16 protein-coding genes are annotated in these 21379 nt (G+C 71.8%); 10 read left to right on the top strand and 6 right to left on the bottom strand.

Going from position 1 to position 21379, the window contains the following annotated elements:
- Window positions 1-26 precede the first annotated feature (26 nt).
- The 4 genes from KRH_RS02485 to KRH_RS02470 are packed head-to-tail and all read left to right on the top strand — an operon-like array spanning window position 27 to window position 5180.
- The gene (locus KRH_RS02485; RefSeq protein ID WP_012397585.1) at window positions 27-1235 is read left to right on the top strand and encodes a TAXI family TRAP transporter solute-binding subunit; all 1209 of its coding nucleotides are present in this window, start codon (window positions 27-29) and stop codon (window positions 1233-1235) included.
- Window positions 1232-3481, top strand: coding sequence for a TRAP transporter permease (locus KRH_RS02480; RefSeq protein ID WP_012397584.1), 2250 nt, complete (start codon window positions 1232-1234; stop codon window positions 3479-3481). The genes KRH_RS02485 and KRH_RS02480 overlap by 4 nt, the downstream gene beginning before the upstream one ends.
- A complete protein-coding gene (locus KRH_RS02475) occupies window positions 3478-4308 on the top strand; it encodes an enoyl-CoA hydratase/isomerase family protein (RefSeq protein WP_012397583.1) in 831 nt (276 codons plus the stop codon). The genes KRH_RS02480 and KRH_RS02475 overlap by 4 nt, the downstream gene beginning before the upstream one ends.
- Entirely contained in the window at window positions 4305-5180 is an 876-nt protein-coding gene (locus KRH_RS02470) for a 3-hydroxyacyl-CoA dehydrogenase family protein (protein ID WP_012397582.1), read from the top strand. Before KRH_RS02475 ends, KRH_RS02470 begins: the two co-directional genes overlap by 4 nt.
- Window positions 5181-5198: 18 nt before the next feature.
- On the opposite strand, the gene KRH_RS02465 is transcribed toward KRH_RS02470, so the two are convergent.
- Entirely contained in the window at window positions 5199-6122 is a 924-nt protein-coding gene (locus KRH_RS02465; protein ID WP_012397581.1) for a LysR family transcriptional regulator, read from the bottom strand.
- A gap of 122 nt (window positions 6123-6244) precedes the next feature.
- On the opposite strand from KRH_RS02465, the gene KRH_RS02460 reads away from it, so the two are divergent.
- The 3 genes from KRH_RS02460 to KRH_RS02450 all read left to right on the top strand — a co-directional run bounded on the left by KRH_RS02460 (window position 6245) and on the right by KRH_RS02450 (window position 9991).
- Window positions 6245-7423 (top strand): CaiB/BaiF CoA transferase family protein, encoded by a 1179-nt coding sequence (locus tag KRH_RS02460; protein ID WP_012397580.1) that lies wholly within the window; start codon window positions 6245-6247, stop codon window positions 7421-7423.
- The gene (locus KRH_RS02455) at window positions 7420-8622 is read left to right on the top strand and encodes an acyl-CoA dehydrogenase family protein (RefSeq protein WP_012397579.1); all 1203 of its coding nucleotides are present in this window, start codon (window positions 7420-7422) and stop codon (window positions 8620-8622) included. Before KRH_RS02460 ends, KRH_RS02455 begins: the two co-directional genes overlap by 4 nt.
- Before the next feature lie 115 nt (window positions 8623-8737).
- On the top strand, window positions 8738-9991 hold the full coding sequence (locus KRH_RS02450) for a phosphatase PAP2 family protein (RefSeq protein WP_226905933.1): 1254 nt from the start codon (window positions 8738-8740) through the stop codon (window positions 9989-9991).
- Here the strand turns inward: KRH_RS02450 and KRH_RS02445 are convergent.
- The gene (locus KRH_RS02445; RefSeq protein WP_041297292.1) at window positions 9900-10799 is read right to left on the bottom strand and encodes an MBL fold metallo-hydrolase; all 900 of its coding nucleotides are present in this window, start codon (window positions 10797-10799) and stop codon (window positions 9900-9902) included. The genes KRH_RS02450 and KRH_RS02445 overlap by 92 nt on opposite strands.
- Before the next feature lie 191 nt (window positions 10800-10990).
- On the opposite strand from KRH_RS02445, the gene gluQRS reads away from it, so the two are divergent.
- Window positions 10991-11923 (top strand): tRNA glutamyl-Q(34) synthetase GluQRS, encoded by a 933-nt coding sequence (gene gluQRS / locus KRH_RS02440; RefSeq protein ID WP_012397576.1) that lies wholly within the window; start codon window positions 10991-10993, stop codon window positions 11921-11923.
- Window positions 11924-12210: 287 nt separating this feature from the next.
- On the top strand, window positions 12211-13749 hold the full coding sequence (gene putP, locus KRH_RS02435; protein ID WP_012397575.1) for a sodium/proline symporter PutP: 1539 nt from the start codon (window positions 12211-12213) through the stop codon (window positions 13747-13749).
- A gap of 104 nt (window positions 13750-13853) precedes the next feature.
- Here putP and KRH_RS02430 read toward each other — a convergent pair whose 3' ends face one another.
- From KRH_RS02430 to KRH_RS02415, 4 genes are all read right to left on the bottom strand, one after another.
- A complete protein-coding gene (locus tag KRH_RS02430) occupies window positions 13854-14822 on the bottom strand; it encodes an L-lactate dehydrogenase (RefSeq protein ID WP_012397574.1) in 969 nt (322 codons plus the stop codon).
- A gap of 397 nt (window positions 14823-15219) precedes the next feature.
- Entirely contained in the window at window positions 15220-16155 is a 936-nt protein-coding gene (locus tag KRH_RS02425; protein ID WP_041297291.1) for an HpcH/HpaI aldolase/citrate lyase family protein, read from the bottom strand.
- Window positions 16156-16656: 501 nt separating this feature from the next.
- The gene (hrpB, locus tag KRH_RS02420; RefSeq protein WP_012397572.1) at window positions 16657-19431 is read right to left on the bottom strand and encodes an ATP-dependent helicase HrpB; all 2775 of its coding nucleotides are present in this window, start codon (window positions 19429-19431) and stop codon (window positions 16657-16659) included.
- Between the two features lie 34 nt (window positions 19432-19465).
- Window positions 19466-20233 carry a sulfite exporter TauE/SafE family protein gene (locus KRH_RS02415; protein WP_012397571.1) on the bottom strand — a complete coding sequence of 256 codons (768 nt, stop codon included), beginning with the start codon at window positions 20231-20233 and terminating at the stop codon, window positions 19466-19468.
- A 188-nt stretch (window positions 20234-20421) separates the two neighbouring features.
- Here KRH_RS02415 and KRH_RS02410 point away from each other — a divergent pair, with 188 nt between their 5' ends.
- Window positions 20422-21378 (top strand): 1,4-dihydroxy-2-naphthoyl-CoA synthase, encoded by a 957-nt coding sequence (locus KRH_RS02410; RefSeq protein ID WP_041297290.1) that lies wholly within the window; start codon window positions 20422-20424, stop codon window positions 21376-21378.
- Window position 21379: the final 1 nt, after the last annotated feature.

Here is a 21379-nt window from a genome sequence, read left to right as displayed (position 1 = left end):
CGACGGACCCGTTCAGTGGAGGCCCCATGCCCCGTACACTCAACCGCCGCGCGCTCCTGGCCGCAGCGGCGTCGTTACCCGTGCTGGCCGGTGTGGCCGGGTGCTCGGGCGGCTCGAAGGCCGCCGGGGGCTCGCAGCAGCTCGTGTGGTCCACGTACGGCGTGGGCACGGGCACGTACAACGATCTCGCCGCGGTGGCCAACACGCTGACCCAGAAGACGGGCCGGCAGATCCGGCTGATGACCTCGGACACCGGCATCGGGCGCCTGGCGCCGCTGATCAACGGGACCGCGCAGTACTCCCGCACCGGGGACGAGTACTACTACGCGTTCGAAGGCAACGACGAGTACTGCTCGGAGCAGTGGGGCCCGCAAGCGCTGCGCCTCGTGTGGACTCCCCCGGGCAACTACGGGGTGCTGGTGCGCAAGGACAGCGGCATCGAGACCGTGGCGGACCTCAAGGGGAAGAAGTTCCCCAAGCTGATCGCGAGCACGTCCATCAACCGCAAGATGGAGGCGATTCTCAACTTCGGCGGCCTCACCGGCAAGGACGTCCAGATGGTGGACGTCACCTACAGCGGCCAGATCGAGGCGCTGAAGACCGGGCAGATCGACACCCTGTACCAGAACGTGGTGGGCGCCAACGTCTCTGAGCTCGCGTCCCAGTACCCCATCCGCTGGCTGAACCTGGGCGGCGGCACACCCGACCAGTACGCCACGTGGAAGGAGCTGGCCCCCATGGTCAAGCCCGGCGAGTTCTCCAAGGGCGCGGGCCTGGCCAAGGGCGAGACGGCGGTGAACATGCAGTACACCATCCCGGTGGTCGCCCGCGCGGACCGCCCCGCGGAGGAGGTGGCCGCGCTGGTCGCGGACATGGACCGCTACTACCCGGACTACAAGGACACCACCCCGGACGCCCACCGCTTCGGCACGGACCAGATCCAGCTCACGCCCCTGGTGATCCCGTTCCACGACGCCATGGTGGATTTCCTCACCAGCAAGGGCCGCTGGAGCAAGGACCTGCAGACCCGCCAGGACGCCCTGCTGGAGCGCGAGCGCCGCATGCACGAGGCCTGGCCCGCGTTCTGGCAGGACCACAAGGACCGCGAGGACCCCAAGTCCGCGCGCAAGCAGTGGGTGGACTGGAAGAAGGCCAACCTCCCCGAGCTCCCGGACACCCCCGGCACCCTGCCCGGCGCCTCGTCCACCACCGCACCCTCCGGAGGCCACGCATGAGCACCCCGTACCAGACCGGCGACGCCGCCGGCCCCGCCAGTGCCTCGGCTCCCACTGGCACCGCTGGCCCCATCACCACCCCCGGACCGGCTATCGACCCCCGCACCGGCGCGGAGATCACCGCCACGCACCCGCACGGGGGTGACGACGCCGCCCAGCCCACCATGCCCTCGGACGTCTCCCTGCACGACGCGAGCCCGCGGCTGACGCCGTTCTGGCGCAGCCTGGTGATCGTGCTGACCGTGGTGGGCGTGCTGCTGACCATGAACCAGGTGTTCTTCTGGAACGTGGGCGGGGTGACCATCCCCACCAACTCGTTCCTGTACCTGCTGATCGCGGTGTTCGTGCCGATCGTGTTCATCGTGACCCCCATCCGCAAGCACGCCCCCGGGTCCGCGGCTCGGCAGCGGCGGGGCGTGCCGTGGTACGACGTGCTCCTGGTGCTGGCCGTGGTGGGCACCAGCGTGTACTTCGCGGTGCACGGCATCGAGATCCAGGAGTACGGCTGGCAGTACATGGCCCCCACCCTGGCCACCGTGCTGAGCTTCGTGTTCTGGGCCCTGATCCTGGAGACCCTGCGCCGGGCCGCCGGACTCGTGGTGCTCGTGATCGCGTTCCTGTTCTCCGTGTACCCGCTGTTCGCGGGGATCATCCCGCTGTCCTTCCTGCAGGGCATCTCCTACGACCTGCCCACCCTGGCCCAGGTGCACACCATGGGCGTGGACAGCGTGCTGGGCCTGCCCCTGCAGACCGCGGGCACCATCCTGGTGGGCTTCCTGCTCTTCGGCGTGGTGCTGCAGCACACCGGCGGCGCGGACTTCTTCCACGAGCTGTCCATGGCCGTGTTCGGCCGCTACCGCGGCGGCTCCGCCAAGGTGGCCGTGGCCAGCTCCGCGGCCATGGGCATGATGAGCGGCTCGGCGGTGTCCAACGTGCTGACCACGGGGCCCATGACCATCCCGGCCATGAAGCGCTCCGGGTTCAGCGCCCGGGTGGCCGGGGCCGTGGAGGCCACCGCATCCTCCGGCGGCTCCATCACCCCGCCCATCATGGGCACCGCGGCGTTCCTGATGGTCTCCTTCGTGGGCGTGCCGTACACGTCCATCCTGGTGGCGGCCACCATCCCCGCGATCCTCTACTACCTGGGCATCTTCCTGCAGATCGACGGCTACGCCGCCCAGCGCGGACTGCGCGGCACGCCCAAGAACCTGCTGCCGCGCGCCCGCCATGCCCTGGCCATGGGCTGGCCCTACCTGGGCGCCCTGGCCGTGCTCACGGTGCTGCTGTTCACCACGGACTCCGAGGCGCAGGTGCCCTACTGGGTGGTGGCCATCCTGCTGCTGATCGCCCTGGTCAAGCCCAGCGTCACGTTCGGCCCCCGCCAGTGGGTGGACATGGGCGTGGACGTGGGCAAGACGCTCGCGCAGATCGTGGGGATCATCGCGGGCGTGGGCCTGATCCTCGGTGGGCTGACCGCCACGGGCGTGGCCCTGTCCCTCTCGCGTGACCTGGTGGCCCTGGTGGGCGACAACGTGGTGCTCATCCTGATCGCCGGCGCCGTGGTGTGCTTCATCCTGGGCATGGGCCTGACCATCTCCGCCGCGTACGTGTTCCTGGCCATCGTGATGGTCCCGGCCGTCACGGCCCTGGGCGTGGACCCGATCGCCGCGCACCTGTTCGTCATCTACTGGGCCTCGGTCTCCTACATCACCCCGCCCGTGGGGCTCGCGGCCTTCGCGGCGGCGGGCATCTCCAAGGCCTCCCCCATGGCCACGTGCTTCTCCGCCATGAAGCTCGGCGCGGTGAAGTACGTGGTGCCGTTCGGCTTCGCGCTCAACCCCGCGCTGGTGGCCCAGGGGGAGCCGGTGCACATCGTGCTGGCCTTCCTCTCCAGCCTCGTGGCGGTCTACGCGATCGCCGCGGCCATGGGCGGCTGGCTCACGTTCGTGGAACGCCAGCTGCCCCTGTACCTGCGGGTGGTTCTCGCGGTGGGCGGATTCATGATGTTCTTGCCTGGGGCCCTGGTCACGCTCATCGGTCTGGCGCTGGTGGTCGCGGCCGCGGTGCTCGCGCGCCTGAGCCGGCCGCGCGCCGTCGTCGACCCCGAGACCGGGCAGATCACCCGGGTGCCGGAGGGAGCCGAGGTTCCCGACGCCGCCCGCGGCACGCACGGCGCGCACGACACCGGTGGTGCCACCGCGGGTGCGCACGCCCCGCACGAGAACACGAAGGAGAACGCATCATGAGCGCAGAGAACAACGACGTCCTGACCGTGGACGTCACGGACGGGATCGCCCTGGTCACCGTGAACCGGCCGGAGGTGCGCAACGCGATCAATGCGACCGTGCTGCGGGCCATCACCGAGACCCTCGCGGAGCTGGCCGAGAACGATGACGTGCAGGTGCTGGTCTTCACCGGCGCCGGGGACAAGGCGTTCGTGGCGGGCGCGGACATCAACGAGCTCGCCGTGCGCACCCCCAAGGACGGGCTGAAGGCCACCATGCAGGGCGTGTACGAGAAGGTGGAGCAGTTCCCCAAGCCCACCATCGCGGCCGTGAACGGCTACGCGTTCGGCGGCGGGCACGAGCTGGCCCTGGCGTGCGACATCCGGGTGGCCTCCACCAACGCGCAGTTCGCGCTGCCCGAGACCGGGCTGGGCATCATGCCCGCCGCGGGCGGCACGCAGCGCCTGGCCAAGCTCGTGGGCCTGGGCCGGGCCACCGAGATCGTGCTCACCGGGCGCCGCGTGAAGGCGGACGAGGCCCTGGACATGGGGCTCGTGACGCAGGTGGTGGAGCCGGGCGAGCTGCTGGCCACCGCCCGCGAGGCGGCGCAGGCCATCATGGCCAAGGGGCCGCTGGCCATCCAGCTCGCCAAGACCGTGATCCGCCACGGCTTCGACGTGGACCACCAGACCGGGATCCTGCTGGAGCGCCTGGCCCAGTCCGTGCTCTACAGCAGCGCCGAGAAGGCCGAGGGAACCACCGCGTTCCTGGAGAAGCGGACCCCCGATTTCCACAGCGCAGCACAGAAGGACGCGCCGCAGAACGCACAGAAGGACGTGAGCAAGTGAGCGAGAACCCCCTGAAGGACATCCAGCACATCACCGTGATCGGCGCCGGGGCCATGGGCTCCCAGATCGCTATGGTGTGCGCCCTGGCCGGGTACGACACGGACGTGGTGGACATCAAGCAGGAGGCCGTGGACAAGGCCTCCGAGCAGCTGCACTCCCGCATGGACCGGGACGTCAGCAAGGGCCGGCGCACCCAGGAGGACGTCGATGCCGCGTTCGAGCGCCTGACGTTCTCCACGGACCGGGACGTGTGCGCCGCGCAGGCGGACTTCGTGATCGAGGCCGCGGTGGAGGACCTCACCATCAAGCGCCAGGTCTTCGCGGAACTGGACGCCGTGTGCCCCGAGCACACCATCCTGGCCACGAACTCCTCGAACATCGTCTCCTCGCGCGTGGCGGACGCCACGAACCGCCCGGAGAAGGTGTGCAACGTGCACTTCTTCAACCCCGCGCTGGTGATGAAGTGCGTGGAGGTGGTCCCCCATGAGGGCACCTCGCGCGAGACCGTGGAGACCGCCATGGAGCTGGCCCGCTCGATCGGCAAGGCCCCCGTGGAGCTCAAGAAGGAGGTCCCGGGCTTCGTGGCCAACCGCCTGCTGGGTGCGCTGCGCTCCGAGGCGCTGAAGCTCTACGAAGACGGTGTGGCGGACTACAAGGACATCGACGTGGCCGCCAAGACCGCCCTGAACCACCCCATGGGTCCGTTCGAGCTCATGGACATGGTGGGCATCGACGTGGTCTACCTGATCCGGCTGGCCGAGTACGAGCAGACCGGCGACCCCGCGTCCCTGCCGGCGGAGTCCGTCAAGGAGAAGTACGAGGCCGGTGACTACGGCCGCAAGACCGGCCACGGGTGGTACGACTACAAGTAGGACCCGCTAGCTGTACAGCTAGCTCCCGGGGACCTCTGCAGCCTGGCCGCGGGGGTCCCCGTAGAGGTTCTGGGCCAGGCGCACCACAGCGCGCAGCGCGGGGTTGGAGTCCGCCGCCCGCCACACGAGCTGCACGTCCAGGGGGCGCTGCGGCTGGGCGAGGGGCCGGAACACTACGCCGTCCGAGGACACGTTGTCCCGCACGGTGTCCAGGCTCAGGGCGCAGCCGATCTGGGCGGCCACGAGCACCACCAGCGTCCACGAGTCCGGTGCCACCTGGGCCACCCGCGGCACGAAGCCCGCGGCGGTGGCCAGGGAGGTCAGCCGGTTCTGCAGCGCGGCCCCCGGACCCGCGGGCAGGATCACCCAGGACTCCTCGGCCAGCTGGGACATCTCCACCCGGGGCGCCTCCGCGAGCGGGTGGTTGCTGGGCAGCACCACCATGACCTCCTCGTGCCCGATCACGGACGAGCGCAGCTCCGAGGGGATGAAGTCCCACCGCCCGATGGCCACGTCCAGGGAGCCGTCCAGCACCTTCTGCATGGCGGTGTGGGAGAACTGCGAGCCGTGCAGCTCCAGGTGCACCCCGGGGCGGTGGGTGCGCACGTGGCGGGCCAGCTCCCCCACCTTCCGGTTGATGGACGCCCCCGCGAACCCGAGGCGCACCCGCCCGGTCTCCCCGGTCATGGACTTGGCCACCGCGGTGCGGGCCTGCTCCGAGGCCGCCACCAGCTCCCGTGCAGGCTCCACGAGGGCCGCACCGGCCGGGGTGAGCGAGACCTGCCGGGTGCTGCGCTCGAACAGCTGCGCGCCCAGGGACTTCTCGATGCTCTTGATCAGCCGGCTCAGGGGTGGCTGCGCGATCCGCAGGGTGGCGGCGGCCCGCCCGAAGTGCAGCTCCTCCGCAACCGCCAGGAACGCCTTGGCCTCGTGGACTTCCATGGGCGGAGCCTACGTGATTGTTGCCACACCCGCATCAGTCCCCCGCTCTTTTTGTATTGGACAGAACCCAATGGCGGTGGTTGTGTGGGATGCAACACAGTCCCCGTCACAGTGGAGCGCTCATGTCCCTCACCCAGGATCCTGCGACCCCCGGGCCGCTCAGCGGAGTGGTCGTTGCGGACTTCTCCCGCGTGCTCGCGGGCCCGTACTGCACCATGCTGCTCGCGGACATGGGCGCCACCGTGGTCAAGGTGGAGGGCCCCGCCGGGGACGACACCCGCGGGTACAAGCCGCCCAGCCGGGACGGGGTGGGCACCTACTACCTCTCCGTGAACCGCAACAAGCACTCCATCGTGCTGGACCTGCGCGATCCGGCGGACCTGGAGACCGCGTACGAGATCATCGACGCTGCGGACGTGTTCGTCGAGAACTTCAAGCCCGGCGGGCTGGCCCGCTACGGGCTGGACCCCGAGGCCGTGGCCGAGCGGTGGCCCGGGCTCATCCACACGAGCATCACCGGATTCGGCACGGACCGCGGCGCGCACCTGCCCGGCTACGACCTGCTGGTCCAGGGCGTCTCGGGCTTCATGTCCGTGACCGGCTCCGCGGACGGCCCGCCCCAGCGTGCGGGCGTGGCGATGTTCGACGTCCTCACCGGGCTGCACGCCGCCGTGGCCATTCTGGGCGCCCTGCACGAGCGGGACACCTCCGGGAAGGGCCAGCACATCCACCTGGACCTGCTCTCCTCGGCGCTGTCCTCCCTGGTCAACCAGACCACGGGCTACGCCGCGTGCGGCAACGACCCCCAGCGCATGGGCAACGACCACCCCAGCCTGTTCCCCTACGGCCCCTTCCCCACCGCGGACAAGGACCTCATCATCACGGTGGGCAACAACCCCCAGTTCCGGCGCTTCGTCACGGTCCTCGGGCTGCCCGAGCTCGCCGAGGATCCCCGCTTCGACACCGTGGAGAACCGCAACCACCACCGGGACGAGCTGCGCCCGCTGCTCAACGAGGCGCTGTCCTCGGACACCGCCGAGGTGTGGGCGTCCCGGCTGCAGGCGGAGGGCCTGCCGTGCGCCCCCATCCTCACCATCCCGGAGGGCGTGGAGTACGCGACCTCCCTGGGCCTGGAGCCCGTGGTCGAGGTGGGCGAGGGCGAGGAGGCCGTGCCCCTGATCAAGAACCCCGTGACCTTCAGCCGCACCCCGGTGCGCTACGACAAGGCCCCGCCCGCCCTCGGCGCGGACGGCACCGAGGTCATGGACTGGCTCCGCACCCACCGAAAGGACATCCCATGAGCGAACTGCTCGAGAACCCCGACTTCTTCCTGCTGGACCAGCAGCTCTCCGCCGAGGAGACCGCCCTGCGCGACCGCGTGCGGACCTACGGCCAGGAGCACGTGCTGCCCGCGATCAACGCGTTCTGGGAGCGCGGCGAGCACCCCCTGCCCGTGTTCAAGGGCCTCGCAGACCTGGGGATCGTGGGCACGTTCATCGAGGGCTACGGCTGCCCCGGGCTCTCCCGGCAGGCCGCCGGGCTGGTGGCCCGGGAGATGGGCCGGATCGACGGCTCCGTGAACACGTTCTTCGGGGTGCACTCCAACCTGTGCATGGGCAGCATCTACATGCTGGGCAACGAGGAGCAGCGCCAGCGGTGGCTGCCCACCATGGCGAAGATCGAGAAGACCGGGGCGTTCGCGCTCACCGAGCCCACCCACGGCTCGGACTCCGTGTCCCTGGAGACCTCCGCGCGCCGGGACGGGGACCACTGGGTGCTCAACGGGCACAAGCGCTGGATCGGCAACGGGCACGCCGCGGACGTGATCGTGCTCTACGCCCGGGACGAGGCGGACGGGCAGGTCAAGTGCTTCGTGGTGGAGAAGCAGGAGGACGGCGAGTACCCGCAGGGCTACCGCCCCACCGTGATCGACGGCAAGATCGGCAAGCGCGCCATCAACCAGGCGGACATCGTGATCGAGGACCTGCGGATCCCCGAGGAGAACCGGCTGGAGAACTGCCACAGCTTCAAGGACGTCAACAAGGTGCTCAAGGCCACCCGCGGCGGTGCCTCGTGGGAGGCCGTGGGCCACGGCATGGCGGCGTTCGAGATCGCCGCGAACTACGCCCTGGAGCGCGAGCAGTTCGGCATGCCGATCGCCAACTACCAGCTGGTGCAGGAGCGCCTGGCCACCATGCTCTCGGACCTGACCTCCATGCAGCTGCTGTGCACCCGCATGGCGCAGCTGCAGGAGAGCGACCAGCTCACGGACGCCATGGCCTCCCTGGTGAAGATGACCACGTCCCGCAAGGCCCTGGACATGTGCCGCACCGCCCGGGACATGCTGGGCGGCAACGGGCTGCTGCTGGAGAACCACATCGGCCGCCACCTCACGGACATGGAGGTGGTCTCCACGTACGAGGGCACGGACTCCGTGCAGGCGCTCATCGTGGGCCGGGCGATCACCGGCGTCTCCGCGTTCACGCGCACCCGCCGCTGAGCCGCCGCGGGGGCGGCTCACAGCCAGTACCGGGCGGAGCATGCCACCATGGAGGGCCGGGTCCACGCCGTCCGAGAGGACCCGTCCGTTCTCTCCCCGATGAGGTCCGCCGTCCGTGTCCTACAGCCAGCACCCCCTAGGCCCCGATCCCTACCGCGGTGATCCCTACCGCGGTGACCAGTACCCCGCTCCCGGGTACGGCGCACCGGGCCACCCCGGCTCCGGTTACCCGAGTCCCGGCCAGCCCGGGGTCGGCTACCCGACTGCGGGCCAGCCCGGCCCCGCCGCGCCGTCGTCCCGCCCCGTGGGCGCGCGCACCGTGCTCGGGGCGCTCGTGTGGCTGGCCGTGCTGTGGGGGCTCGTGCTGCTGATCGCCCACGGCGGGCTGGGCACCATGACCGGTCAGGCGCTGGACGAGGCCGCGCTGCAGCAGGCCGAGGCGGACCGCAACACGTTCTTCCCGGGACCGGTGCTGGTGGCCGCGCAGCTGCTGCCGGAGGTCGTGGCGGTGGCCGCGGGTCTGCTGGCGCTCGTGTGGGCCGTGCGGCACCGGCGGTGGATCGCCGCGCCGTGCGCGCTGGCCGCCGTGGTGGCGGCGAACCTCACCACCCAGGTGCTCAAGCACGGGGTCTTCGACAAGCCGGACCTGGGCGTGCAGCAGATCGCGTCCAACTCCTTGCCCTCCGGGCACACCACCGCCGCGGCTTCGCTGCTCATGGCCGCGTTGCTGGTGGCGCCCGCGCACCGTCGCGCCCGCGCCGGGCGGTGGGGTGCGTTCACCGCGGCACTCGTGGGCATGACCACCGTGCTCAACGGCTGGCACCGCCCCACGGACGCGGTGGCCGCGCTGCTCATCGTGGGCGGCTGGGGTGTCGTGGCCGCGCTCGTCGCCCAGCTTCTCGACGCCGCCCTCGCCCGCACCCGTGCCGGAACCTCCCCGGCCCGGGCCTACCAGCGGCTGCGCGAGGACCGTTCCCGCCGCCGCCAGGAACGCGCGTGGAGCACGGACCGCGGCGACAGCGCCTGGGTGCCACCCGCCCACGAGCGGGACGCGCTGCAGCGCGAGCGGGCGGCGTCGTCCTCCGTGCGCCGGAACGCGCCCCGGAACGCGGGGTGGGGCGGGGTCGAGCCGTGGCAGGTGGTGCCGTACGGTCCCGGTGCGCCGGTGCGGCCCCGGCTGGGGACGGCCATCACCCTGACCGTGCTCACCGCGGTGCTGCTGGCGGTGGCCGTGTGGTGGCCCTATCCCACCCTGGCGGGCACGTTCGCCGGGCGGATCACGCTGACGGCGGGGTATCTGGGGATTGCGTCCGCGGCTGCTCTGGGGTGGTCGGTGGTGTCGCGCCGGCTGCGTCCTGTGAGGCGATGAGCGCCCAGCGGTCCAGGAATACGCGCGCCACCCCGGCCTGGTAGGGCAGGCGGTACATGGCCGCGGTGGACGGGCCCTCCTCGGAGCGGTGGACGTCCCGGGCGCGCTGGATGGCGAGCTCCATGGTGTCCGCCTGCTGCGTCACGAAGTTCACGGACACCGGGGTGCCGTGGCCCGGCACGAACGCCGTGTAGCGCTCCAGCGTGGCCAGCGCCCGCAGGGACTCCACCCAGCGCTGCGGGAAGGCGTCCTCGAAGTTCGGGTCCGCGCCCTCCTCGATGAGGTCCCCGCAGAAGACTACGTCGTCCACGCCCACGCAGACGTCGTTGTCCGTGTGGCCGGGGCCCAGGAAGAACAGGGTCACGGGACGCTCGCCCAGGTCGATGCGCGTGAGCGAGGGGCGCAGCCCCGTGCCCGGAAGCGTGTTGGTGGGCAGCACCAGGCGGGTGTCGATGCCCTCGCCCGCGCCCATCTCCGGCTCCTGCGTGCTCACGAAGCTGCGCTGGTACTCCCCCACCTCGGCCATGGCGCTCGCGCACGCCTTGTGGGCCCAGAACTCTGTGGCCCCGGCACGGGCGAACACGGCGTTGCCCATGTAGTGGTCGTAGTGCGCGTGGGTGTTTGCCACGGTCAGCGGCAGGTCCGTGATCTCCCGGACGGCCGCGAGGATCTCCCGGCCCTGACGCGGCCCGGCACCCGTGTCCACCACCAGGGCGCGCTGAGTGCCCAGCACCAGACCGGAGTTGAGTCTCCAGTTCTCGGTGCCGATCACGTAGACGCCGGGGCGCAGCTCCTGGGTGCGTGCCATGACCTTCATTCTATCCGTAACGCACTACCGGTCCCGCATCCGCTGGAGGCCCGCGGGCCCCGGGTACCGGGCCGCAGGGCGCGTGGTGCGGGCCTGCACGCCGGGCTGGTGAGGGCCTGCGCACCGGGCCGGTGGGGGGCCACGGTTCCCCCCCTGCCGGCCCGCTGGCCGCCGGTGCTACTGTCTCTCGCGTGACTGCCCGCCACCCCGAGACCGCCCCTGCCCCCGCGGGCCGCTTCGCGCCGTCGCCGTCCGGGGACCTGCACCTGGGCAACCTGCGCACCGCCCTGGCCGCGTGGGGTTTCGCGCGCGCCACCGGGCGTCGTTTCCTGCTGCGCGTGGAGGACCTGGACCGGGTGAAGCGGGGCGCCGCCGAGCGCAACGTCGAGGACCTGCGGTCCATCGGCCTGGACTGGGACGGGCCCGTGGACGTCCAGTCCGAGCGCATCCCCGTGTTCCTGGACCGGGTGCGCGCCCTCACGGAGGCGGGCCTCACCTACGAGTGCTTCTGCACGCGCAAGGAGATCCACGCGGCGGCTTCCGCACCCCACGGCATCCCGGGCGCCTACCCGGGCACGTGCCGGGAGCTGACCGACACCCAGCGGGAACGACGCCGCACGGAGCGCCCTCCCGCCGTGCGGCTCCGCGCCGGGGTGCGTGAGTTCACCGTGCACGACAGCTTTGCGGGCGAGTTCACGGGTGCCGTGGACGACATGGTGCTGGTGCGCAACGACGGCACGCCCGCCTACAACCTGGCGGTGGTGGTGGACGACGCCGAGCAGGGCGTGGACCAGGTGGTGCGCGGGGACGACCTGCTGCCCTCCGCTCCCCGCCAGGCGTACCTGGCGGAGCTCATGGGCTACGAGGTCCCGGAGTACGCGCACGTGCCCCTGGTGCTCGGGCCCTCCGGGGACCGGCTGGCCAAGCGGGACGGCGCCGTGACCCTGCGGGAGCTGCAGGAGCTGGGGTACACGGCGCAGGACGTGGTGGGGTGGCTGGCCCGCTCCCTGGGGATCACCCACCCGGTCCGCACCGCCGCGGACGTGTTGGAGCACTGGGATCCGCCGAGCTGGAACCGGGAGCCCACCACCTTCAAGCCCTGGCCGGATGTGCGCGGCACCTGAGGGGCACGTGCCGCGGCGGGGCGTGGCTGCCGCGCAGGGAAGCCTTCCCCTCACCCCGGCCCAGCTGCGCTCCCACCTCGACGCGGCAGCAGCACGGCGGTGACGACGCCCGGCGAGGCGCGATTCCCGCGAGCGGAGGGCCGAGACACCTGCGGTCTGCGGCCCGGCCCTGGCGAGCGGTGGCGAACCGTATCATGGTGACGTAGCTCACTTCATGAATCCCGGTGGATGCTCACACCCCTATACAGTGGGCGCAGTCCAACGATCCCGTACCGGAAGGCACGCGTATGTCCGATCAGGCGTACCAACTCATGGCGATCCTGGCGTACTTCATCGCCATGATCTGCATCGGCCTGTGGGCCAACAGCAAGACCAAGAACCTCGACGACTACATGCTGGGCGGGCGCAACCTCAAGCCCGGTGTGGCGGCACTGTCCGCCGGGGCGTCGGACATGTCCGGGTGGCTGCTCATGGGCCTGCCCGGTGCGGTGTACCTCTCCGGGCTGGTGGAGGCGTGGCTGGCCATCGGCCTGACCGCCGGTGCGTGGGTCAACTGGAAGATCGTGGCGCCGCGGCTGCGCGCGTACACGGAGGTCTCCCACAACTCCATCACCATCCCCTCCTTCCTGGACAACCGGCTCAAGGGCAACACCCGGATCCTGCGCGTGATCTCCGGCGTGATCATCCTGGTGTTCTTCACGTTCTACGTGTCCTCCGGCATGGTGGCCGGCGGCGTGTTCTTCCAGTCCTCGTTCGGCACCAGCTACCTCACGGGCATGCTGCTGGTGGCCGGGGTGACCGTGCTCTACACGTTCTTCGGCGGCTTCCTGGGGGCGTCCTACACGGACCTGTTCCAGGGTCTGCTGATGCTCGCCGCGCTGCTGCTGGTGCCCATCGTGGGCATCTTCCTGGTGGGCGGGCCCGGTGAGATGGTCAACCGGATCGAGAACGTGAACCCCAACGCGCTGTCCCTGTTCGCGGGCGGCACCGCGGTGGGCATCATCTCCTCGCTCGCGTGGGGCCTGGGCTACTTCGGCCAGCCGCACATCATCGTGCGCTTCATGGCGCTGCGCACCCCCGCGGACGCCAAGTCTGGGCGCCGGATCGGCATCGGCTGGATGGTCCTCACGGTGCTGGGCGCCATCGGCACCGCCCTGGTGGGCATGGCCTACTACGGCAACCGCCCGGGCCAGGAGCCCACGGACCCGGAGGCCATCTTCCTGGACATGTCCCAGGTGCTGTTCCACCCGCTGATCGCGGGCCTCGTGCTCGCCGCGGTGCTGGCGGCCGTGATGTCCACGATCTCCTCGCAGCTGATCGTCTCCTCCTCCGCCCTGGTGGAGGACCTCTACAACCTGGCCGCCAAGCGCACCCCGTCCCCCAAGGCGCAGGTGTGGCTGGGCCGCGGCGGCGTGCTGCTCGTGGCCGTGGTGGCCGCCGGGCTCGCGTGGGAGCAGAACTCCACCATCCTGGATCTCGTGGGCTTCGCGTGGGCCGGGTTCGGTGCCGCCTTCGGCCCCGTGGTGCTGATGAGCCTGTTCTGGCGCAAGCTCACCAACGCGGGCGCCATCAGCGCCATGGTGGTGGGTGCGCTGGTGGTCTTCACGTGGCAGTACACCCCGTGGAGCGACCTCTACGAGATCATCCCGGGCTTCATCCTGGGTGGCCTGGTGGGCATCGTGGTCTCGCTGCTCACGCACCGTGAGAACCCCGAGATCGACCGCGAGTTCGACGAGACCCTGCGCCTCGTCAACCACCCCGAGCAGGCCGATCCCGCGGCCGCCGCGCACGCCGCTGCCGGCGACGCTCCTGCCGGGACCGTCTGAGTTCCACGGCCTGCGCCTCGGCGCAGACGGACGACGCCCTCGCACCGCACGGTGCGAGGGCGTCGTTCATTCCCGTGGACCCCGTTGCCCCGGGGTGCGCGGGCTCAGAAGCCGAGGTCGCGCAGCGAGGCCCGCATGGTCTCTGCGGACGCGCGCAGCTGCTGCTTCTCCGGCTCGCCCATGGGGATGCGCAGCTGCTGGCCCACACCGGTGCCCCCCACCACGGACGGCACGGACAGGGCCACGCCGCTCACGCCGTAGTAGTCCTCGAGCACCGTGGACACGGACAGCACCGACTGCTGGTCCTTGAGCACGGCCTCCGCGATCCGCACGCCGGCCAGGCCGATCGCGTAGTTGGTGGCGCCCTTGCCCTCGATCACGCGGTACGCGGCGTTGACCACCTGGTCCTTGAGCTCATCCAGGCGCTCGGGGGTGAAGGGTCGGTGCCCGTCCACCTCCCACTCGCTGAGCGGCACCTGGCCGATGCTCGCGGAGGACCACACGGGGAACTCGCTGTCCCCGTGCTCGCCGATGATGTAGGCGTGCACGCTGCTGGTGTTCACCTGCGCCTCGCTGCCGATCAGCCAGCGCAGCCGGGAGGTGTCCAGCACGGTGCCGGAGCTCATGATCCGCTGGTGGGGCAGCCCGGTGATCTGCTGGGCCACCACGGTGAGCACGTCGCACGGGTTGGTCACCAGCACGAAGACCGCCTGTGGCGCCTGCTCCACGAGCTGCGGCATCAGCGACTTGAGGATCGCGGTGTTGGCACCGGCCAGGTCCAGGCGGGTCTGCCCCGGCTTCTGCTTGGCGCCTGCGGTCACGAATATGATGTCCGCGTCCTTGAGCACGGCGACGTCGTCCGAGCCCTCCACCCGGACACCCGGGGCGAACATCTGGCCGTGGGAGAGGTCCAGTGCCTCGGCCTCCACCTTGGCGGTCTGCAGGTCGTAGAGGGCGATGTCCGTGGACGTGCCCCGGATCATCGCGGCGTAGGCCAGGGAGGTTCCCACGGAACCCGCTCCCACGATTCCGATCTTGGTGCGGCGGACGGTGGTTTCGATGGACGGGCTCACGGGGTCACTTCTCCATTCGACGCTGACGGCCCGGCCGCACCCGGCCACCTCGGCGGCGCGAACACGGTCCGGTTGGCGGAAACGCCTCCCGGTTCCGCGCCCGGCCGAGGCCGGATACAGATGGCACCGAAATGCGTTCCCGCCACCATCTTCCGCCGTCGCCCCCGGCCAGGCAATGACGCGGCCCACTCCGCGGCGGCGTGTCTCCGTCGGGGCCCAACCACGGGCCGGGGGCCCTCCGTCACTCCCCTACCGCGGCCGTGCCCGACGGCGCGGGGATGCGCGGGTGCCCGACGGGGCAGAGATGCGCCCCCCCGTCGGCGAGGGAAAGTGCTGGCACCGGACGGCGCGGGGACCTGCGGGTGCCGGACGGGGAGGGGACGGGCGCCGCGCGGAATCAGCAGTGGTAGGTGTCCGTGGGGGCCTCGAAGTGCATGTCGTAGCCCTCCGGCAGGCGCATGCCGAACGCCGTGGCCAGGCCCAGCACCTTGCGGGCGCGGGCCAGGCGGGGCAGGTCGGAGCCGTTGCGGATCTGGCCGCCGTCCTCCTCGAACTCCTGCAGGAACTCGGTGGCCCACGAGAGCTCGCTGAGGGACGGGGACAGACCCTCGTTGACCGTGGCGGTCTGCTCGGGCATGAGGCACAGCTTGCCGGTCATGCCGAACTCGTCCGTGATGCCCGTGGCCTCGGCGAGCTTGGCGCCCAGCGCACCCACCGCCGGGCCGTCGATGGGACCCGGGAGGTTCGCGGCGCGGGACGCGATGGTGAACTGCGAGCGCGTGTACGCGAGCGCCATGGGGTTCTCGCCGAAGCCGGTGTCACGGCGGTAGTCGCCGATGCCGAACGCCAGGCGGTACGTGGAGCGCGCGGTGGCGATGTCCTGCAGGTTCTGCACCCCGCGGGCGGTCTCCACGAGGGCCACGATCCGGGTGCCGCGCAGCATCTCGGCGGTGCGGGTCACGTGCTCGGGGGACTCGGTCATAGCCAGCATCACGCCGTCCAGGCCGGGGACGTCACGCAGAGCGCGGAGGTCGTCCTCCCACCACGCGGTGCCGAAGCCGTTGATGCGCACCCACGCGCGGTTGAGCTGACCGTCCTGGTTGCGGGAACCGAGCCACGCGATCACGTTCTCGCGGGCCTGGGCCTTGTCCGCAGGCGCCACGGAGTCCTCGACGTCCAGCACCACGGCGTCCGCGGCGCTCTGCGCGGCCTGGTCGAAGCGGGACGTGTGGGAGCCGTTGACGAGCAGCCACGAACGGGCCAGCTCCGGCCCCACGGCGGGGGTCTCGGTGGGATCGATGGTCATGGTGGTTTCAGCAGTGGTGGTGGTCATGAGAGTCACTTCGCGATCTGTGTCTGAGAACGGACACGCCCCCTCAGGCCTCGGTGTCCGGGCACGTGCGGGCGGTGAGCCGCGGCTGCGCGGGTGCTCTCCGGCCCTCCCGTGCGGCGTGACGGGTGAGGTGGGGTGGCGCGGGCCAGCCGATCACACGGACCGGCCTGAACGATGAGGGGCCGGTGCGGGTCGTCTGCCAGTCGTGCTGCCCGGTGCTTCCGCGCCGTGAGGTGAACGGTCGGACCCGGGGCGCACGTGGTGATGCGCTCCGGGAATGGGCGAAACTTCACCGTAACGCAGCTCACAGTCGATCTCAAACACGGTGTCCACGGCCGTCCCGGCTGCACCGCAACGCCTCCGCGGTCACGGGTCGGCGACCTCCGCCCACCTGCACCGTCCCGCCCCGGACCGGCGCGACCGCCCAGACCCCACCGCCCCGCCGCGTGCGCACACCGGGCACGCGATGGCCCCCCCCCCCCCCCGCGCCTGAACCCCTGCTCAGCCCTCCCGCCGCAGGGCCCGCGAGGTCTTGGCGGTGGCCACCGCGTTCCACGGGTCCTCGGGCCAGGGGTGCTTGGGGTAGCGCCCGCGCATCTCCGCGCGCACCTGGGCGTAGGGCCCGGACCAGAACGAGGCGAGGTCCTCCGTGATGGCCAGCGTGGCCTTCCCGGGGGAGAGCAGGTGGAACTGCACGGGCACGCGGCCGTCCGCCACGCGCGGGGTCTCCGCCCAGCCGAAGCACTCCTGGAGCTTCACGGCCACCACGGGCGGGCGGGCGGGGTCATCCTCGTCGAAGACCTCCGGATAGGCGATCCGGGCGGTGTTCCCGCTGGGCACGTCCAGCCGCCGCGGGGCCAGCTCGTCCAGCCGGGCGGCGTCGGGCCACGGCAGCAGCCGGCGCAGGGCGTCCGCCACCCGCACCGAGCGCAGCGACCCGCCGCGGGCCACGTCCCGCAGCTCGGGGCCCAGCCACTCCTCGGCTCGGGCGAGCAGGGCGGCGTCGTCCACCGCGGGCCACGGCTGCCCCAGGTGACGACGCAGCAGGGCGAGGCGCGCGCGCAGCCCCCGGGCGGCGTCGTCCCAGGGCAGCAGGTCCAGGCCCTCGGCGGCGAGCGCGGCGCGGATGGCGGGCACGGCGGTGTCCGGGTCCGCGCGGACGGGCGTGGCGGAGAGCTCGATCGCGCCCACCGCGCGCACCTCGCGGGTGCTCACACGCCCGTTCGAGAAGCTCGCGCGGGTCTCGGTGCGCGCGAGCGAACCCGCGACGAGCTGCGCGTGCTGCAGGTCAAGGGGTGCCGCCGCACGAATCACCGCGCCGGTACCCGCGGCGGCCCGTCCCGCAGCGCGCGTCAGTTCGGCGACGGCCAGCCACTCGTGGTGGCGCAGCGGGCTCCCGGCCTCAAGCCCAGCGCGCGTGCCGGAGGCGAGCAGCCACTGGTCCCCGTGGGCGTCCGCCCGCCGGGCCATCCACTCGGGCCGCGCCAGGCCCACGACGACGCCCTCCCGGACCTCGGCGGGCACGTCCGGTTCCGGCCCGCGGGGCGGCGCGTCTGTGTCCTCCCCGGATCCGTCCGCCGGGCCGCCGGCCGCGGGGTGCGCCGTCATCCGCTCCAGCCGCTGCACCTCGCGGCGCCACCGGGTGGACTCGCCACCGCGGGAGGAGCGCAGACCGCGCACCAGGGCAGGGATGTCCGCGGCGGGCACGCGGGCGCCGTCGGAGACTGAGGCGATGACCTCCGCCGCCGTTCTGGCGCCCACGAGGTCCGCACCGTCCAGCAGGGCGCGACCCCAGCGGGGTTCCACCGGCAGGGAGACCAGCAGGCGCCCGAGATCCGTGGCGCGGCCGTCCTCGGCCACAGCACCCAGCCGGACCAGCTCGGCGTCGGCGTCCGCGCGGGCCCGGGGCGGCAGCGGGTCCGGCAGGGCCATGCCCTCCCCACCCGGGGAGCCCCACACGGCGAGCGCGAGGCACGCGGCGGTGAGGTCCGCGGTGCGCACCTCGGGGACGGTGTGGGCGGGCATGGCGCCCCAGGCGGCGTCGTCGTAGCAGCGCACCACCGTGCCCGGGCCCTGGCGGGCGGCGCGGCCGGCGCGCTGCTCGGCCGACGCCTTGGACGCGGAGACCGTGACGAGCCCGGAGATCCCGCGCCCGGCGTCCCGGCGGGGCTGGCGGGCCAGCCCGGAGTCCACCACGAGGCGCACGCCGTTGACCGTGAGCGAGGACTCCGCGAGGGACGTGGTGACCACGATGCGCGGGCGCTCCCCCGGCCCGCGTCCCGCCACGGCGCGGTCCTGCTCGCGCGGGGGCAGCTGGCCGTGCAGCTCCAGGACCTCGGCGTCGGTGAGACCGCGCAGCTCGGCGGCTACATGGGAGACCTCCCGGGCGCCGGGGAGGAACACGAGGGCGTCCACGGACGGGTCCTGTGCCAGGGCCCTGCGATGTGCGTCGGCCGCTGTGCGGGCCATGTGGGAAAGGAACGAGGGGGTGACGCCCCGTTCGTCGAGACGCTGCGGGCCCGGCGCCCACTGGACCGCGAGCGGGTGCAGGGCCGACGGGCAGTCCACCACGGGCGCGGGAGCCTCCCCTCCCAGCAGACCCGCGAACCGCTCCGCCTCCACCGTGGCGGACATCGCCACGAGCACGAGGTCCTCCCGCAGCTGCCGCAGCTCCGCAAGCATCCCCACGAGCAGGTCCGACTCCACGCCGCGCTCGTGCACCTCGTCCAGCACCACGGCCGCGGCCCCGGCCAGCTCCGGGTCCCGCAGCAGGCGGCGCAGCAGGATTCCGGGGGTCACGAACTCCACGCGCGTGGCCTTCGACGTCTTCCGCTCGCCCCGCACGCTCCAGCCGACGACGCCGCCCGGCTCCGTTCCCGTGAGCGCCGCCAGCCGGCGCGCGGCGGCCCGGGCGGCCACCCGGCGGGGCTGGACGATGACGACGCGGGCGGCGGTGGGATCGAGCGCGGGGGCGGCCGTGTCCGTGGAAATGCGCGATTGGCCCGGGGCTCCCGCCGTGGCGGAGGAGGCGTGCGCACCGCGGTCGTCGACGTCCGCTGGACCGGTGGGGTCTGCTGTCTCGGCAGGTGAGGCCGTGGACCCGCTCTCCGCGAGAACCAGGTTGGCCACGACGGGCGGGACCACCGTGGTCTTGCCCGTGCCCGGAGGGGCCTGGACCACGGCCACTCCCCCACGCAGGGCGCGCTCCAGCTCGGGAACGGACTCCGCGAACGGGAGCCCCGCGCCGATGCGGTCCAGGTCGAAGGGGGTGAGCATGGTGTCCAGTATCGCGGAGCGCCCCGACCCCGGGTCACACCAGCAGGTACAACGACCCCAGCACCGTGACCACGATGACCGCGGTGTCGAAGACCCGCTGCCGGATGCGCGTGATCGCCCACCGCCCCGCGAAGGCACCGAGCACCACGCCGGGGACCAGCAGTGCGTCGAGCACGAGGGTCTGCGTGGTGATGAGCCCGAGCCCCACGGATACCGGGACCTTCAGCAGGTTCATCACCGCGAAGAACCACGCCGCCGTGCCCAGGAACGCGTGCTTGGGGAAGCGCGCGGCCAGGAAGTACATGGACATCACGGGCCCCCCGGCATTGGCGACCATGGTGGTGAACCCGCCCAGCGAGCCGTACCCCGCGGCCACGGCGCGAGAGGCAGGGGCGGGCGGAGCGGCATCGTCGTCCCGGGGTGCGGAGTCCCGGTGACGCTGCCAGAGCGTGAGCGCCATGAGCATCAGCAGCATCACGCCGATCACGCGGCGGACGAGGGAGTCCCCCGCGAACGCGAGGAACACGGCACCCAGCGCGAGACCCACCAGAACGGCCGGGAGCATGCGGACCAGCGTGGGCCAGTGCGCGTGCTTGCGGTAGGTCCACAGCGCGAACATGTCCCCCACGATCAGCAGCAGGAGCAGCGCGCCGGTGGACGGCTTGGCGGGAAGAACGGCTGCGAAGATCGCGACGGCCAGGGTGTTGATGCCCGGCAGCGCCGTCTTGGAGAACCCCACGAGCACCGCGCTCACCGCCAGGGCGGCCCAGGCGAGGGTGCTCAGGTCGGGGAGCAGGGTCATGGCAGGTCCTTTCCGCGTGACGGGCGGAGAACTTCCCCGGCGCCCCGGACAATCTAGTGGAACAAAGACAGCCCAGCGACCCGAAATCTGCACTGACAGAGCAAATGCAGGTGCCCGGGCGGGCGGGGGTGGCACCGGCCATCGAGGGCGGGCGAGGGCACCGCCCACCCCGTCCTACAGTGGTACCCATGACCAACGCGCAACTTCCGGACCGGGTGTCCGGGATCTTCGACCCCCAGCAGTGGCGGCCCGTGGAGGGCTTCACCGATCTGCAGGACATCACCTACCACCGCGGGGTGGAGCGGGATGCCAGCGGCGCCGTGGTGAAGGACCTCCCGTGGGTGCGCATCGCGTTCGACCGTCCGGAGGTGCGCAACGCGTTCCGCCCCGGCACCGTGGACGAGCTCTACCGCACGCTGGACCACGCCCGCATGTCCTCGGACGTGGGCGCCGTGATCCTCACCGGCAACGGACCCTCCGCCAAGGACGGCGGCTGGGCGTTCTGCTCCGGCGGGGACCAGCGCATCCGCGGCCGGGACGGCTACCACTACGCCGAGGGCGAGACCGCGGACTCCATCGACCCCGCCCGCGCCGGGCGCCTGCACATCCTGGAGGTGCAGCGCCTGATCCGCACGATGCCCAAGGTGGTGATCGCGGCGGTCTCGGGCTGGGCCGCTGGCGGCGGGCACTCGCTGCACGTGGTGTGCGACCTCACCATCGCCTCCGCCGAGCACGGGAAGTTCAAGCAGACGGACGCCACCGTGGGCTCGTTCGACGCCGGCTACGGTTCCGCGCTGCTCGCCCGCCAGGTGGGCCAGAAGTTCGCCCGGGAGATCTTCTTCCTGGCCGATGAGTATTCCGCCGAGGACATGCACCGCATGGGTGCCGTGAACCGCGTGGTCCCCCACGCCGAGCTCGAGTCCACCGCCCTGGAGTGGGCCCGGAAGATCACCGCCCAGTCCCCGCAGGCCGTGCGCATGCTCAAGTACGCGTTCAACCTCCCGGACGACGGCATGGTGGGCCAGCAGGTCTTCGCCGGGGAGGCCACCCGCATGGGTTACATGACGGACGAAGCCGTGGAGGGCCGCGACGCCTTCCTGCAGAAGCGGGACCCGGACTGGTCCGCGTTCCCCTACTACTTCTGAG

The organism is Kocuria rhizophila DC2201 (genome assembly GCF_000010285.1).
GTDB lineage: Bacteria > Actinomycetota > Actinomycetes > Actinomycetales > Micrococcaceae > Kocuria > Kocuria rhizophila_A.
Note: the sequence above shows the minus strand (reverse complement) of the source record. Positions and strands in the feature narration are given on the sequence as shown.